Genomic DNA, 14,511 nt, shown 5'->3' on the forward strand with positions numbered 1-14,511 from the left:
CAATGGCCGGATGGACAGGAAAATTATTGCGAGTCAACTTGACAACCGGACAGCATCAGGTCGAAGAGGTCCACGCGACGTGGCAGCGAGACTACATCGGCGGGCGTGGACTGGCAGCGCGATATTTGCTGGAAGAAATGGACCCCACAGTCGACGCATTCTCACCCGAGAACAAAATGATTTTTGCCACGGGTCCGCTGACCGGCACGCCGGTCCCTTGCGGCGCGCGATACATGGTCGTCACCAAAGGTGCGCTGACGAACGCGATCACCACGTCGAATTCGGGAGGTCATTGGGGTCCGGAACTGAAATTCGCAGGCTACGATCTTCTGATCCTCGAAGGCGCTGCTCCGAAGCCGAGCTATTTGTACATTTACGATGACCAAGTCGAAGTCCGCGACGCGACAGAGTATTGGGGAAAAGGGGTCTGGAAGACCGAGGACGGCCTCCGTCGCGATCTGGGAATCCCTCAATTGCGAGTTGCCTGCATTGGTCCGGCAGGCGAGAACCGGGTTCGCTTCGCTTGCATCATGAACGACAAGCATCGTGCAGCCGGACGAGGTGGTGTGGGTGCGGTCATGGGCGCCAAGAATCTCAAAGCGATTGCCGTCCGGGGCACTGGTGGTGTGTCCATTGCCGATCCCGAATCGTTCATGAAAAGTCACTGGGAAATGCGGGCATCGATGCAAGACAATCCAGGGCGCAAATCATTTGCGGAGTTGGGGACTGCAGCAACAATCGATATGACCCAGGCTTTCGGCGGATTACCGACCCGCAATTTCCTACAGGGACAATTTGACGAATTCGAGAACCTGAATGGAAACACGATCAAAGAGACTCGACTGATCAATAACAAGGCCTGCTTCGCCTGCACAATCGCCTGCGGCCGCGTAACGCGTTTGGGAGAACATTCCGAAAAATTCCTCGTCAATATGCATCCGCGCAATTGGCGTATGGCGGGTGAAGGTCCCGAATATGAAACGGCGTGGGCATTAGGTGCAGACGCAGGCATCGGCGACCTCGATGCAGTGCTGAAAGCAAATTGGCTATGCAACGACTTGGGCATGGATCCGATCTCGATGGGTGCCACCCTCGCGGCCGCGATGGAACTGTACGAAGCCGGCACGATCACGGACCAAATGGTCGAAATGCCGCTGAATTTTGGCTCCGAAGAAGCGCTCATTCGAATGACAGAGGCCACCGCCTACCGAGAAGGCTTTGGAAACGCACTGGCTGAGGGCTCAAAGCGAATGAGTGAAAAGCTCAAACAACCGCAAGTCTTCATGGGCAGCAAAGGGCAAGAATTCCCTGCGTACGACCCACGTGGTTTCCAGGGCATGGGAGTCGCCTACGCCACGTGCAACCGTGGCGGTTGCCACCTGCGTGCCTGGACGCCGGGACCAGAAACAAGCGGTGAAATGGATCCGCATGAGACAAAAGGCAAAGGTCAGTGGGTGGCCCACGAGCAAGATCGAACGACCGCCCATGACAACACGGGACTTTGTCTGTTCGTGGGGGGTGCCGGTGGCCCCTTGGAAACCTTTGTTCCTTGCACAACGGCGGCCACGGGCGTCTCCTTCACCGTCGACTCGTTCTTGAAAGCCGGTGAACGCACTTGGAACCTCGAGCGAATCTGGAACACGAAAGCCGGCCTGACCAAGGCCGACGATTCACTCCCTAAGCGATTACTGAAAGAAGCTCACAAGACAGGTCCTTCCGCCGGTGTGACCGTCGATCTGGAAAGTATGCTTACCGATTACTACCAGGAGCGAGGCTGGGACAAAGAGGGCATTCCAAGCCAAGAAAAACTGATCGAACTGGGTCTGGAATCTCTGTAAGCATTGTAAAAACGCGTCGCACATCGAACCAACACACACGCCCAAATGGGTCTCATACAGGTCGAAATCATGGCCAAACAACTTGTCATTATCGGAGGTGGTCCCGCCGCCACCAACGCGATCGAAACGATTCGTCAGTACAACACAGACGATCAAATCACCTTGATCTGCGACGAGCTGGCTCATTCCCGCATGGCGCTGCCTTACTGGCTGGCAGGATCGATTCCCGAAACACAAACTCACACCGCAGACGCCAACTGGTTTTCCAAATTAAAGGTCGATGCAAAAATCGGCCAACGCGTCACCAGACTGGACGACCAAGCCAAGAAACTAACATTGTCTGATGAGAGCCAAATCGAGTTTGACGAATTGTTGATCGCCACCGGTTCGCGACCTTTGGAGCTACCCATTCCAGGCGCTGATCTGCCCGGCGTTCATTATCTCTGGACCCTCAAGGACACCGAAGCCGTCCTGGCCGCAGCAGCTCAACAAGACAAACCACGTATCGTGATGATTGGAGCCGGCTTTATCGGTCTGATTGTGTTGAACGCCATGTTCAAACGTGGCTGGAATCTAGCAGTCATCGAACGTGAAAATTATCTTCTCCCGCGGATGTTGAACCAGGATGCCGCAAAGATACTGGCAAGCTGGTTGCAAGCTCGAAACATCCCGATCCATCTTAATACGGGTGCTCACTCCATTACCGCCCACGAAGATGGTAGCAAACGCGTCATCCTTGCGGATGGTGGTGAGATTGCCGCCGACATCGTGATTGTTGCCACCGGAGTCCAACCGAATATCGAACTCGCCAAGGGAACTTCGCTGCAAACCGATCATGGGATTCTGGTCGATGACCACCTGCGAACCAACGTTCCCTGCATCTATGCAGCCGGAGATGTGGCCCAGGGCCCCAACCTGTTGGATGGGAGCCGGGCGATTCATGCAATTCAAACTACGGCTGTCGACCATGGAAGAGTGGCGGGCGCTAATATGGCCGGCCAGGAGATCACCTATTGCGGCAGCCTCTCCATGAATGTGCTCGACGTCTGTCAACTGCAGTGCGCCAGCTTCGGTACCTGGGACGACCTCTCAGCTGAACCGATTACGATTTGCAATCCCGAAGGGTCGATTTACCGGCGATTTTTGATCACCGACAGTCGCATCACGGGAGCGATGTTCGTCGGTCAAGCAAACGATGTGGGAATGCTGACCGATGTGGGCATGGTCAAAGGGATCATCCAAACACAAGCCGACTTGGGTGACTGGATCAATTTCTTACGAGAGAACCCCTTCGACGTTCGGCGAGCATTTGTTGGTGCTCGTATCCCCGAGCAGCTGGCAAGCAAGACGCTGCTGGGGCGCCCCACCCAAAACCGCAACTTCCGCTTCGGCAATGCGGAGATCAAACACCAGCCGGGCCCCCAGCATTCAGCTTACGTCAACACCAAGTCATAACACGACCCACTCACAAGCCGTTTTCAGCAGGAAGGTCTCGCATCGATGATCGTGCAGCTTAAACTGATGGGCATGCTGAAGGATCAGTCTCCCCCAGGCGATCAAATCGAAATCAACGACCAGGCAACAATCAGCGACCTGCTCGCGTCTTTGTCGATTGACGCCAACACCGTCCACGTGTTTACCGTGAATGGCAAGCTGGAACGCGATAAGGGACGTAGCTTGGCAAATGGAGACGAATTGGCAGTCTTTCCGCCGGTGGGTGGCGGTTAGTCACCAGTTGGTCTCTCAATTGGCCTCACCGTCGCGCGGATCAACGAGCGCAATCACCGTTTGGCCGGGCTTCGGCTGCAACTCGGTGTTGGCGGTTGCTAGGCTCAATTGCTTGTTGTCCGCCAAGACTCCCATCAGCACGGTCGTGTCGCCATATAATTTCAAGAAATCCTCGTAAGTAAACTCCTTCGTGATTTTCGTCTTCTTGACCTGCGCCCCCATCGCCACTCGAAAGGATAGTTTCGAGTGAGTCGCGTCTTGCCCGAAAAGATAGCGTCCCCGATTATGCGCCGAAGTTTCTCGACGACCAGCAACGATTTCGCGAAACGGTAACTGGTAGACTTCTCCACGACCGAACAGTGGAGCGTATTCCATCGCAGCCAGCGTGTTGAGGTCGTCATTGGGCGTTACCGCGAGTAGCCGACCAATCCCTCCGAGATCCGTTTCCTCCATGTAGTCCGACACCACACTTGCACACGAACTTGGCAATCCCAACATACGAGCCTCGGAAACGTGCCGGAAATTTGTGTCAACAACCAGTACGGGGATGTCTTCCTCGTAAATCGCCTTCGCCAAGGGCAAGACCCAGGGAGAGCCTCCCGCAAATAAGACCCCCTGATGATTCTTCACGGCGAGACCCAAGAAACGAGCCAACGGAGCCGCGGCCAAACCGTAGAAAGTGACGGTTCCGACAATCACCAAGAATGTCAGAGAAACAATCTGATCAGCGTTTTTCAATTCGGCAAGGTCACCATAATGCGAGCTAATTTCTAAAGCAAATACAGAAGAGACAGCGGCCGCTACAATTCCCCGCGGAGCGAGAAAGGCCAAGAAGCAACGCTCGTTCCACGTCAATTCACTCCTCCAGGTTGATACCAGCGCCGCCAGCGGACGAACAACAAGGATCAAAGCAGCTACAAACGCTAAGCCACCCCAACCAAGTTCGACGATATCCGTGAATTGAATTCGGGCCGCCAGTACAATAAACAAGCAAGAGATAAGTAGCACGCGCAAATTCTCTTTGAATTCAACGACGTGATTAACGGGAATCGTTTTTTGGTTGGCCAAGGCGATGCCCAGAATGGTCACCGTCACCAGCCCCGCTTCATGGGCAATTTGGTTGCTCAATGCAAAGGCGCCCACAGCTGCAGCCAGAAATACGGAATTGTGCAAGAAATCCGGGATCCAATAACGTCGCATTAACTGGACGAGAGCAAACGCGACCCCAAGCCCCAGTCCGATCCCTACCAATAGAATTTTGAGCAGCACCCAAACGACTTCATCGCTCTTACCAACCACCATGGCATCAAAAACCAACACCGCAAGCACCGCACCGATTGGATCGATGACGATGCCCTCCCACTTGATCACGGAACCAATTCGTCGGTGTGGGCGCACATGCCGAAGCAAGGGGGTAATCACCGTTGGCCCAGTCACAATCAAGATGGCACCGATCAAAGTCGCCGTGCGGTAGTCCACACCAACGAATAGGTAGGCGGCCAAACCGGCGAGGCCCCAGGTCACCAATGCTCCCAGAGTCACCAGTCTTAGCAAAACACTGCCCGAATCTTCCAGATCTCGGAAACGCAGCGTTAGCCCGCCCTCGAACATGATCACCGAAACGGCAAGAGCGACAATCGGAAACAGCAGATCGGTTGTCAGAATCTCATCCGTGATCGTTTTCCCAGCCAATGACGGGTCATCACCACACAACCAGCCGACGAGAAATCCGAAAGCCAACAATAACAGAATGGAAGGGAGTCGTAGCCGCCAAGCAAGCCATTGAGCAGCAATGCCAAGTCCCAGTACGGCACTTAAAAAAACAAGCGGCTCTCTCAAAGGAAACTCCTGATTCGGGTTGATTTCATCTGCTGCAGCAAGTTGGCGAAAATCAATCGTTTTGACAAGCCGAATTCGCCCCAGCCAGACGGGAGCAGATTTTTTGAGCCTTCCGACAACCAACTTGGGGATTGCGACGGATCCGGTTAGCTCAAAACTTCCCTCATCACACCCTACCCAAGTAAATCATCCCACCTTGTCCTAAGACACGACATGTGTCGGCCAGAGGCGGGGTTGGTTGATCCAGCCCGCCGCGGGTCGCACCACTTTCATTCAGCCCGCACTCGGGCAACGAAAACAGCACGCGTGACACGTGCTGTCAGTCAGATCAGCGCCGGCCATCTAGGGAGCCGGATTCGCATCCTGAGAACTTTCATCGCCTTCGGCCGGTGCCTTGAACGTCAGCGAGGCCGAGTTGATACAATAGCGCAAACCGGTCGGCTGTGGACCATCCTCGAAGACGTGCCCAAGATGTGAATCACATCGGTTGCAATGAACTTCCGTGCGTCGCATAAAGAAAGTGTTATCACTCGTCTCGCCAACATACCGAGACTTCAATGGTTCGTAGAAGCTCGGCCAACCCGTGCCGGATTTGAATTTTGTTTCGGAAGAAAACAATGGCAAATCACAACCAACGCAATAGTAAACCCCTTGCTTCTTGTTGTCCCAAAGCTCTCCGCTAAAGGCTCGCTCGGTCCCATGCTTCCGAGTCACATGAAACTGATCAGGAGTCAACAATTGCTCCCACTCGCTCTCACTTCGCTCAATCTTGGTCAAGTCGTATTCGATGGCTGCCTGGCTGGCATCACCGCCCTGATTCTCTTGCGCCTTTCCCACAGTTTTTTCCTCCTCGCCTTCCCCGTTTGAAACCTTGGTCAAATCAGCACTCGTCGAATTGGAAGACCCCGGCGTACTCGCTTGCTGGCAGCCCAGCAAGATCGATGCACTCAGGCAAGCGGCCAACAGAATCTGGCATCTCATTCGTTCAATTCCTCACTGTTTGTAGACCGTTCAAATTAGCTCGTCAGCTGATTATAGGCGCGACTCGCGACTCGGTAGAGACCGAATCACTTTCGGGACACAGAAAAGCGCAGCCAATCAGACATTTTTTTGAGCCAACCGGCCGGTTAACTCAACCGATTCAACTTTGAGACACGACCGGTCGCCACCCATTCGGCGACAAAAATATTGCCATGACCGTCGAAACAAGCATCATGGGGATGCACGAACCGCCCGGAATTCCAACGACTCTCATCACCACGAATCTGTAATCCTTCATCGTCTTGTATGCGTTGGCTATCGTCCCCCAGCCGTGCCACTACCTGATTGTCCGGACCCAAGAGGGTCACGCGTGCCATGAGTTCAGGAACGAGCAATAGCCCCTTATGTGAATCGACATTCGCCGGTAATCCGTAGCCCTCCAACGTCTGCAAATGATTTCCGTCGAGGTCAAGTAGCTGGACCGTGTGATGGGCTCGGTCGGTGACGACGAGGGTTGGATCCCCTTGGCCTCGATCATCAATCCAAAGACCATGGGGTGTGTTGAACTTACCCTGCCCCTCACCAGGTCCTCCAAAGCACGATTGCCATTCGCCATTCTTATCGTAACGATGGATATAGAAGGACCCATAACCATCTGCGAGGAAAAAATCGCCGTTGGGAAGAAAGGCAAAATTCGTGGGCATGAAGCGGTCCCGGCCCCAAATCTTTTCAGGCTTGGTATCTTCGCCTTTCGCGTAAAGTCCCGAATCCATCGGTGCAAATTTTTCCCAAACCGTTTCACCATTCAGATCCAACTTCGCGAACGATTTGACCTGTTGATACGCACAGACGTACAAGTACTGTTGGCCGTCCTCTTCTCGTACCTCGATTCCGTGTCCGCCACCTTGGAACTGCTTGCCAAAGGCTCGCACGAATTGCCCCGACGGATCGAAGACGAAAATCGATGGGTGGTCAGGCTCTTCGACGCGCCCCTCATGAATCACATAGAGAAAACCATCTCGGTCCAAAGCCACATTATGCGTCGTTTGCCAATGGTATTTGTCAGGCAGCTTGGCCCAGTCATGAGAGACTTCGTACTGGTAATCGTCTTTTCCGACAACCACTTTGCCATCGGTTTTTTTCGCCGTCACGATCGCGGGTGTTGCCAGCCCTGCAGAGACGGCGCCAACCGCCGCAGTGGCCAGAAATTCGCGACGATTACCGTGGCGGAACGGTCGTTGATTCATGGATTCGCCTCAATTTAAAATTCGGGTGGCAATCCGCACAAACAGGCTGGCGCAAACAAAAAACCGCAATTTGCCGCGGTTCTTTGTCTTGAAAGCCATTCATCGATTAACATCGTTCAGCGTGAAGTTGCAGCCTACTCTTCTGAAAAGGCCGCGTCAAACTGAACATTGCTTGGCGTGAAGCACATCGTGCGTCGAACAAACTCAGAAGCTTCTGCAGCGCCGAATTCGCGATCCATGCCACAGTCTTCCCACTCGACCGAAAGGGGACCTTGGTACCCAATCTGGTTCAAGGCTCGTCCGATCTCTTCAAAGTTCACAGCACCACGACCGGGCGAACGGAAGTCCCAACCGCGCCTTGGATCCCCGAAGTTAAGGTGACTGGCGATGATGCCACTGCGACCGTCCAAAGTCGTGATCGCATCTTTCACGTGCACATGATAAATCCGATCAGGGAAGGCGCGAATGAACTCAACGGGATCCACACCCTGCCAATGGAGATGACTCGGATCAAAGTTAAAGCCGAACTCCTCACGATTATCCAGCGCGTCCAAGGCCATTTGAGCCGTGTGCAAATCAAAGGCGATCTCTGTCGGATGTACCTCTAAAGCGAATTTCACACCACACTCGGCAAACACATCGAGGATCGGATTGAACCGATCAGCAAACAGCTTGAAACCATCATCGATCATCGACTGAGGCACTGGTGGGAAAGAATAATTCAGATGCCAAATACTCGAACCCGTAAAACCGTTTACGACGCCGACGCCAAACTTTTGGGCGGCTCTGGCTGTATTTTTCATTTCTTCGATGGCACGTTGATTCACACCTTCGGGATCACCATCTCCCCAAACGTAATCGGGCAGAATCGTCTTATGCCGCTCATCAATTGGATCGCAAATCGCTTGGCCGACCAGATGGCCGCTGATCGCTTCACACTGCAAGTCATACTTGGCCAATAGCTCGCGTTTTTGATTACAGTAGCTATCGTCCGCCAAGGCCTTATCCACTTCGAAGTGGTCACCCCAGCATGCCAATTCAATTCCGTTGTAACCAAACTCGCGTGTCTTGCGACACATATCTTCGATCGGAAGATCGGCCCATTGACCGGTGAACAAAGTAACCAGACGACTCATGTGCAACTCCTCAATAATCAAAATCTCGTATTCGACTGTCCGCTATTGTGGCGATGTGGGTGCCGCTCTGCAAGCTATCGACCCAACCAAGCTGCTCACCGCCCTCAGAATGGGAGAAACCGGGGGAACCTTGACGAAAACAACGCCTCATGACGCCTACACGGAGCAGTATTTGCCTCAAGCCTCAATCAGGAGCCCATTTGCAGCACAATGGGCCTACCCAAATCGGGACGAGCCGGTCTCCCGCCCCAAACGTCGCGCTATCCGCCAGACGCGCTACGATCCGCGAATGCCGATCAACTGCCGATGTTCGCTAACCAGACGGCCAAACCGATCACCGCAAAGCACACACCAAAGCAGGCCAGGAAACCCAACGCGTCAAGAGCACTGGGCCGTTGGAACTCAAGATTGCTGCCCGGAAACAGCTTTTTGGCCTCGTTCACTTCGGGCGACGCCAGGGCTGTCTCTAACGCCCGTTGATCCGCGGCAGGATCTGGATCGACAGGCGTCTTCATCTTGCTGAAGTATCGATCCAACGACTCCTTGCGATTGGGTCGAGTCATAAAGCTCACCCCGATCATCACTAAAAACGGAGCAATGATTTTGGGAGGTAGCTCCAGCGTACTTAGAATCGGGTTGCTCTTGTTCGTAAAGTCCATCCCACACGATTTGTATAACAAGAAATCGAGACGAAAGTTCCCCTCACCTCTTAACTTCACATCAGCAGGATAGGCGAGAATCACTCGCGTTGTATTTGCGTCGGGTTGCTCAGCCGAACCGATCGGCAAGGGCTGCAGGTCATTCCGAGGCTTGCCTTGATCATCCACCGGTTGAAGTCGACTCCAAAATACACTCTGGCCACCACTCCTCGAAGTCTCTGAGATTTCCGCCCCGACTTGGAGTGGCTTGGGTTGCGTAAGCCCAGCGATTTCTTGCTCAATTTCGGCAATTCTCCCAGCGTTTCCCCTGTCCGCTCCTACTGCTTGCCGCGCGTTATCTAAATCGGCCTGCAACTTTGCTCGTTGTTGATCAATCATCAGAATGGAGGCCTCACGGCGCGCCACATCCGAGGGGGCGGCCGCTCGCGTGATGGTCGTTTGAACGATCTGATTCGCATCGTGATACTGAGATCGCAGGTTGCTAAAGATCATCGGTAGCACGGCAGGAAGAATAAAGAACAAAAGAGCGCTGAAGGCTACCGTGGACCAAGCTGCCGCTGTCGTCCCACGTCGCCAATACATTCCCACCCAAAACGGAGCCGCAAACAGCACGGGAATCACCCAGGTCCACTGCAGTTGTTGGAATACGTTCATTGACATCAGCGAAACCAACACACCACCACCAACCACAAACACGCCCGTCAAACGGGCCAGCATCACGTACTCGCGCTCGCTGGCGGTTGCATTTACAAACGCCGCGTAGATATTTCGCACAACAAGCCCCGACCCCACAATCATGTACGCATCGACGGAACTCATTAAGGCAGCCAGCAGGCAAGCCAACATCAGTCCCGTGAGTCCCGGTCCAAGGAGTTCTCGAGAGGCCACACCCCAGGTCTTGTCGGGATCGGCAATCAGTTCTGGAGAATTGGCATAGAGTGCCAAGGCGATCAAGGCGGTCAAAACCCAGCCAACCGTACAGAATCGTTTGAGAAAATTACCCAAAACCAAGCCGACTCGCGCATTCATCTCGGTTTTGGCCGAACCACCACCTGTGGCAATAAAGTGAGGCTGCACGACAACCCCGACAAGATTGATAATCACAACTGCGACGATCCGATACAATGGAAAATCGCTGCTGTTGGCTCCACCAAGAACATGAAAGTGTTCTGCTGGTAATTGCTCGTGAAGAATCGCAAACCCATCAAGCAGACTCTGACTTGCCGGATCCGCCCCGTACTTTTCCACCAGGGCACGCAGTCCAAAGGGCACCAGCATGACCGAGAGCAGGATGATGCACACGCCTTGGATCAAATCGGTGATATAGGCGGCCCGCAAACCGCCCAACATCCCATACACCAGAACCACGACACCGATGATCGGAACCAAGACGTATTCAATGCCGACTGGGCGGTCGCCGATCATGACTGTCCCCGTACCAACGAGGGGTGCGGCAACTTTGCCAATCGCGGAAAACAACATCGACCCATAAACAACGTAGAAAATCAGCCCAAAAACGGCATAAGCAGCCCCTAAACTCCTGGACTCGTACCTTTCGACGTACCAGTCACCCAACGTCAGGTGCCGCATGCGCCGGTACCACACGCCCGCGATCCAGTAGAAGGGTGTCACAAACAACCAGTACATGACACTCCACATTCCACTCATACCACTGGTAAACGTGGTGCGGCCGGTGTTCACCGGATCGCTTGAGCCTGTCCCGGCCCCGAAAGCGGCAAAAGTCTGCATCAGCTTTCCAAAGGAACGGCCGCCCATGAAGTAGTCTTCTTGAACTTTGACGCGACGCATCGCCCATAAACCGATGGCGGCCATCACCAAGAAATAGCCAAGCAGCACTCCATAATCTAGCCAATGCATGAATTCACTCCTGATACGAAAAGATCGCAAAGCCCACGATCATACCACGGACGCCCGATGAAGGTTGTCCGCGACCGAGCGGACAATCTGAAACATCCAGCGTAACGAGACATCGCCAGGCAATCCGGGAAAACCGCAGTTCCTCCGAAATCAAAATGGGAGTGCTCGAAGCCGTGATCGCATCGGCAAGTAACCGGGCGCAATCTTTGCGGTTGGTGACCGCCCAAGATATGATGAAGGAGGATGCTCGATCGGTCCCTCTTTCGCCTGAACTACTGCAGAATCCCGTTTGGCTCCAGAATGATGCCGTGGTCGTCTGCCCCGAATGGAAAAATCGTTTGCACCGCACGCTTCCCAAACAATCAAGTTGCTGCGGCCCCATATTTCCCACGCCCCCAAACGACAGACACTCGCGTGCCAGCAACTTGGGCGAAAACGGGCGGCCACATTTCGCCACTGGATCGGGACCGACAGAGCGGTGATTTGTACGGCTGGACCTCGCTTGGCGAGAGATTCGTTTTTAATGCAGTTTCAGAAATCGGAGCAAACGATGTCGCCTTGGCGAAAGCCCACCCAGTTTTTAATCGCCGTATTGCTGCCAACTTTGCTTGCTGCCACCACGATGGGGGCGACGCCCCGTGTTTACTTGGAAGTACTCAGCGATCGCGGAGCTGCAGTCAATGCACCTCAACAGTGGCTAAGGATGCTCCGCAACTTGCCGCTTGCTTCAATCCGCCTTCGTCAAAGACGAGACGGTGAAACGTTCAATGTAGATCGACAAGGCGGGGAGGCGTCTCGAACCATTCGGGTGAAAGCAATCCTGGGTACGGATGGCGTGCTTCGTGTGCCAGACCATCGCTTCCGCCTTTCAGACCGTCAAAAAATGAAGCAGTGGATCGAGAACCTCGAATCGTCCTCCGACGGAAATACGATCACGGAACGAGTCGCCTTTGGCATGACGGGTCCTCAGTTGGATCGCGTTCGCCGACTACTTTCGACGCCAGTGCGGATAAAAACAATAGACGAACCTTTCTCAAAGTTCTTTCAACATATCCAATCGATCACAACAATCCCAATTCGAACAGGCGTGGCCACTCGCATTGGTGACGACAAGCCGATCGAGAATGAGCTTTCGGGATTAAGCTGCGGAACCGCCTTGGCTGCAGCATTGCAATCCAAAGGCTTGGCGTGGGCCCCGGCCGTCAGTCCAGACGGCACACTTCGCGTCGATATCATCGACGGACGGACAGCCAAACAGCGATGGCCAGTGGGCTGGAAAACCGAGACGCCGACACGTCAAATGCTACCGAAATTATTTGAATCGCTATCGACTGAAATCGTCGATACGCCTCTCAAAGACGTGCTTGCCGCGATTCAGCAACGACTTGGTGTTCCAATACTCATCGATCATGAATCTATCGCAAGAAAACGAATCGAGCCGATGAAGGTAAAGGTTGCTTTTCCCGCCAAGCGAACATTCTACAAACGCATCCTGGATCGCGTCTTGTTTCAGGCCGGACTGCAAGCGGAAATCCGAAACGATGACGCCGATCGTCCGTTTATCTGGTTGACCCCTCTCTAACTGGCCGCCGCAGCTGGTTACTTGGAACCTTGTAAACGCGGGTCCGTGCGATGAATAATGTCACTCACGCCGGTCTGATTAAATCCTTTATACCCGTCGTTTCGTTCCAGAATCTCGAGATGCGACCCGATCGCGCCTTGATCGGCGAAGGTCTCTGCTTGGCCACGCGTTATCCATCTCTGCTCCACCAGTTGATCGAGCCGTTCTGAGCTAATTTCCCAACATTCGCCGACCGTAAACGCTTGCCGGAGGAAAGCAAAGTCAGTGAAGGGGACCATCGTTTCAATCCCCTGCTCGGCCAATTGTGCGCGTACAGCGTCGAAGTCGAACTGACACTCCAGATGGTGCATGCCGGCTGACAGAAATGAATCGCCATGCAACTTACACCACAAACCGACAGTCCCCAGCGATTCACGTTTCCCCAGTCCTTGGTGAGCAAAATCACCGGCAACTTCATCAGGGGAAAGATCCACGTCGGCAAAAATCACCAAACCACAATTCGAATGCTCCAAGACTTGTGCACCCCATCCTGCTTGAGCACCGGCGTAAAATCGCTCCCGGCATTCAAAACCAAAATGCTCTAAGACCGAAATCAAACTACGAAAGTTTTCGCGACTGCATCGATACGTGTGGTGATCATGATTCGCCCACCCAACGGCTAACGCATCCTGCCGCTGTTTTTGGATTCTGGCCGCATAGTTGCGGGACTGCCAATAATCTCGCTCGGTCGAGAAAAACAAGTCACAGGCCCAATCACGCCCCAACTTATCCGCGACAACGTCGAATGCCTGCCGAGCATGGTCGAAGCCTGCTTGACCGTCGGCACGAATGCGTTCACGCATCAATCGAGCCCCATCGACAATCATTTGCCGCTGGACATCTGTCGCCAAACTGGGCACCATCCCCAGATTGCCATGTCGTTCTACAACCCAGAAAGTAGCGTCCGGGCTCCGTTGCACAGCGACGATTCGCAAATTCGCAACCGCCACCAGACTGGGCGAATCTTGCGTGTCATGAAGTCGACAAAAATCATCCACTGACTGCACTTTCATCGCCACTCCCACTTCACCGTCGTCCTGGGGCCGGTGAATGGTCGGAAACAATCCTTGCGCGTGACACCACCCATTCGCAGCGGAAGATGGCTGAAAGCCGAGTCGAACGAGCTGATCGTCGGATACCACTGCCTCACGAAGTGTCAGGTGATCAATCCAATCGACTAGACGGGTACCTGTCTCACGCAACAAACGATCGCGCCAATCGGCGATAACTGGACTTTGTTCGCAGAATTCCTGCAGCGCATCCTGCAGAAATGACCAGGCTTCCGGCTGACATTCCCATTCGGACCCCAACTCTGACAGTTTGTTTGCATCGGTCATACGAGGATCTCCTGTTTGTCGGTTGCATCAATATCAACGCGATGGCTCGCATCATCCGTACAATTGCCCGGCTCATCACCGTGACGGGAGACGAAAAAGGGGGCTCAACTTATTTATCTGGGTTCGGCTGCCAGCGTATCATATAATTCGTCAGCCTTTTCAATTGGCGACATCGTGCAATTCTATGCTGCACGCTCACGGGCGTCTTGATAAATATCACACGAATGTTGATTGGGATCGCCAACCA

General features: G+C 53.8%; 10 protein-coding genes. 4 read left to right on the forward strand and 6 right to left on the reverse strand.

What is annotated here, in order from left to right:
- Positions 1-2: 2 nt before the first annotated feature.
- The 3 genes from P8N76_08435 (at position 3) to P8N76_08445 (ending at position 3,566) form a co-directional block, all read left to right on the forward strand.
- Positions 3-1,838 (forward strand): aldehyde ferredoxin oxidoreductase family protein, encoded by a 1,836-nt coding sequence (locus tag P8N76_08435; protein ID MDG2381688.1) that lies wholly within the window; start codon positions 3-5, stop codon positions 1,836-1,838.
- Positions 1,839-1,907: 69 nt separating this feature from the next.
- The gene (locus tag P8N76_08440) at positions 1,908-3,293 is read left to right on the forward strand and encodes an FAD-dependent oxidoreductase (protein ID MDG2381689.1); all 1,386 of its coding nucleotides are present in this window, start codon (positions 1,908-1,910) and stop codon (positions 3,291-3,293) included.
- A 45-nt stretch (positions 3,294-3,338) separates the two neighbouring features.
- On the forward strand, positions 3,339-3,566 hold the full coding sequence (locus P8N76_08445; GenBank protein MDG2381690.1) for a MoaD/ThiS family protein: 228 nt from the start codon (positions 3,339-3,341) through the stop codon (positions 3,564-3,566).
- Between the two features lie 15 nt (positions 3,567-3,581).
- On the opposite strand, the gene P8N76_08450 is transcribed toward P8N76_08445, so the two are convergent.
- From P8N76_08450 to P8N76_08470, 5 genes are all read right to left on the reverse strand, one after another.
- Positions 3,582-5,405 carry a sodium:proton antiporter gene (locus P8N76_08450; GenBank protein MDG2381691.1) on the reverse strand — a complete coding sequence of 608 codons (1,824 nt, stop codon included), beginning with the start codon at positions 5,403-5,405 and terminating at the stop codon, positions 3,582-3,584.
- A gap of 342 nt (positions 5,406-5,747) precedes the next feature.
- Positions 5,748-6,386 carry a peptide-methionine (R)-S-oxide reductase MsrB gene (gene msrB / locus P8N76_08455; GenBank protein ID MDG2381692.1) on the reverse strand — a complete coding sequence of 213 codons (639 nt, stop codon included), beginning with the start codon at positions 6,384-6,386 and terminating at the stop codon, positions 5,748-5,750.
- 146 nt (positions 6,387-6,532) lie between these two features.
- Positions 6,533-7,633 (reverse strand): peptidase, encoded by a 1,101-nt coding sequence (locus P8N76_08460; protein ID MDG2381693.1) that lies wholly within the window; start codon positions 7,631-7,633, stop codon positions 6,533-6,535.
- Positions 7,634-7,767: 134 nt separating this feature from the next.
- Positions 7,768-8,769 (reverse strand): sugar phosphate isomerase/epimerase, encoded by a 1,002-nt coding sequence (locus P8N76_08465; protein MDG2381694.1) that lies wholly within the window; start codon positions 8,767-8,769, stop codon positions 7,768-7,770.
- A gap of 296 nt (positions 8,770-9,065) precedes the next feature.
- Positions 9,066-11,306 carry a sodium:solute symporter family protein gene (locus P8N76_08470; protein MDG2381695.1) on the reverse strand — a complete coding sequence of 747 codons (2,241 nt, stop codon included), beginning with the start codon at positions 11,304-11,306 and terminating at the stop codon, positions 9,066-9,068.
- Positions 11,307-11,856: 550 nt separating this feature from the next.
- Between P8N76_08470 and P8N76_08475 the strand changes: the two genes are divergently transcribed.
- A complete protein-coding gene (locus P8N76_08475; GenBank protein ID MDG2381696.1) occupies positions 11,857-12,888 on the forward strand; it encodes a hypothetical protein in 1,032 nt (343 codons plus the stop codon).
- A gap of 17 nt (positions 12,889-12,905) precedes the next feature.
- On the opposite strand, the gene P8N76_08480 is transcribed toward P8N76_08475, so the two are convergent.
- Positions 12,906-14,264, reverse strand: coding sequence for a hypothetical protein (locus tag P8N76_08480; protein ID MDG2381697.1), 1,359 nt, complete (start codon positions 14,262-14,264; stop codon positions 12,906-12,908).
- Between the last annotated feature and the right edge of the window lie 247 nt (positions 14,265-14,511).

The sequence above is a fragment of the Pirellulaceae bacterium genome (assembly GCA_029243025.1).
GTDB lineage: Bacteria > Planctomycetota > Planctomycetia > Pirellulales > Pirellulaceae.

Excerpts from the sequence above, each read along its gene's own strand:
- P8N76_08435 (MDG2381688.1), top strand. The coding sequence starts at position 3 with ATGGCCGGATGGACAGGAAAATTATTGCGAGTCAACTTGACAACCGGA.
- P8N76_08440 (MDG2381689.1), top strand. The coding sequence starts at position 1,908 with ATGGCCAAACAACTTGTCATTATCGGAGGTGGTCCCGCCGCCACCAAC.
- P8N76_08445 (MDG2381690.1), top strand. The coding sequence starts at position 3,339 with ATGATCGTGCAGCTTAAACTGATGGGCATGCTGAAGGATCAGTCTCCC.
- msrB (MDG2381692.1), bottom strand. The coding sequence starts at position 6,386 with ATGAGATGCCAGATTCTGTTGGCCGCTTGCCTGAGTGCATCGATCTTG.
- P8N76_08460 (MDG2381693.1), bottom strand. The coding sequence starts at position 7,633 with ATGAATCAACGACCGTTCCGCCACGGTAATCGTCGCGAATTTCTGGCC.
- P8N76_08465 (MDG2381694.1), bottom strand. The coding sequence starts at position 8,769 with ATGAGTCGTCTGGTTACTTTGTTCACCGGTCAATGGGCCGATCTTCCG.
- P8N76_08470 (MDG2381695.1), bottom strand. The coding sequence starts at position 11,306 with ATGCATTGGCTAGATTATGGAGTGCTGCTTGGCTATTTCTTGGTGATG.
- P8N76_08475 (MDG2381696.1), top strand. The coding sequence starts at position 11,857 with ATGTCGCCTTGGCGAAAGCCCACCCAGTTTTTAATCGCCGTATTGCTG.
- P8N76_08480 (MDG2381697.1), bottom strand. The coding sequence starts at position 14,264 with ATGACCGATGCAAACAAACTGTCAGAGTTGGGGTCCGAATGGGAATGT.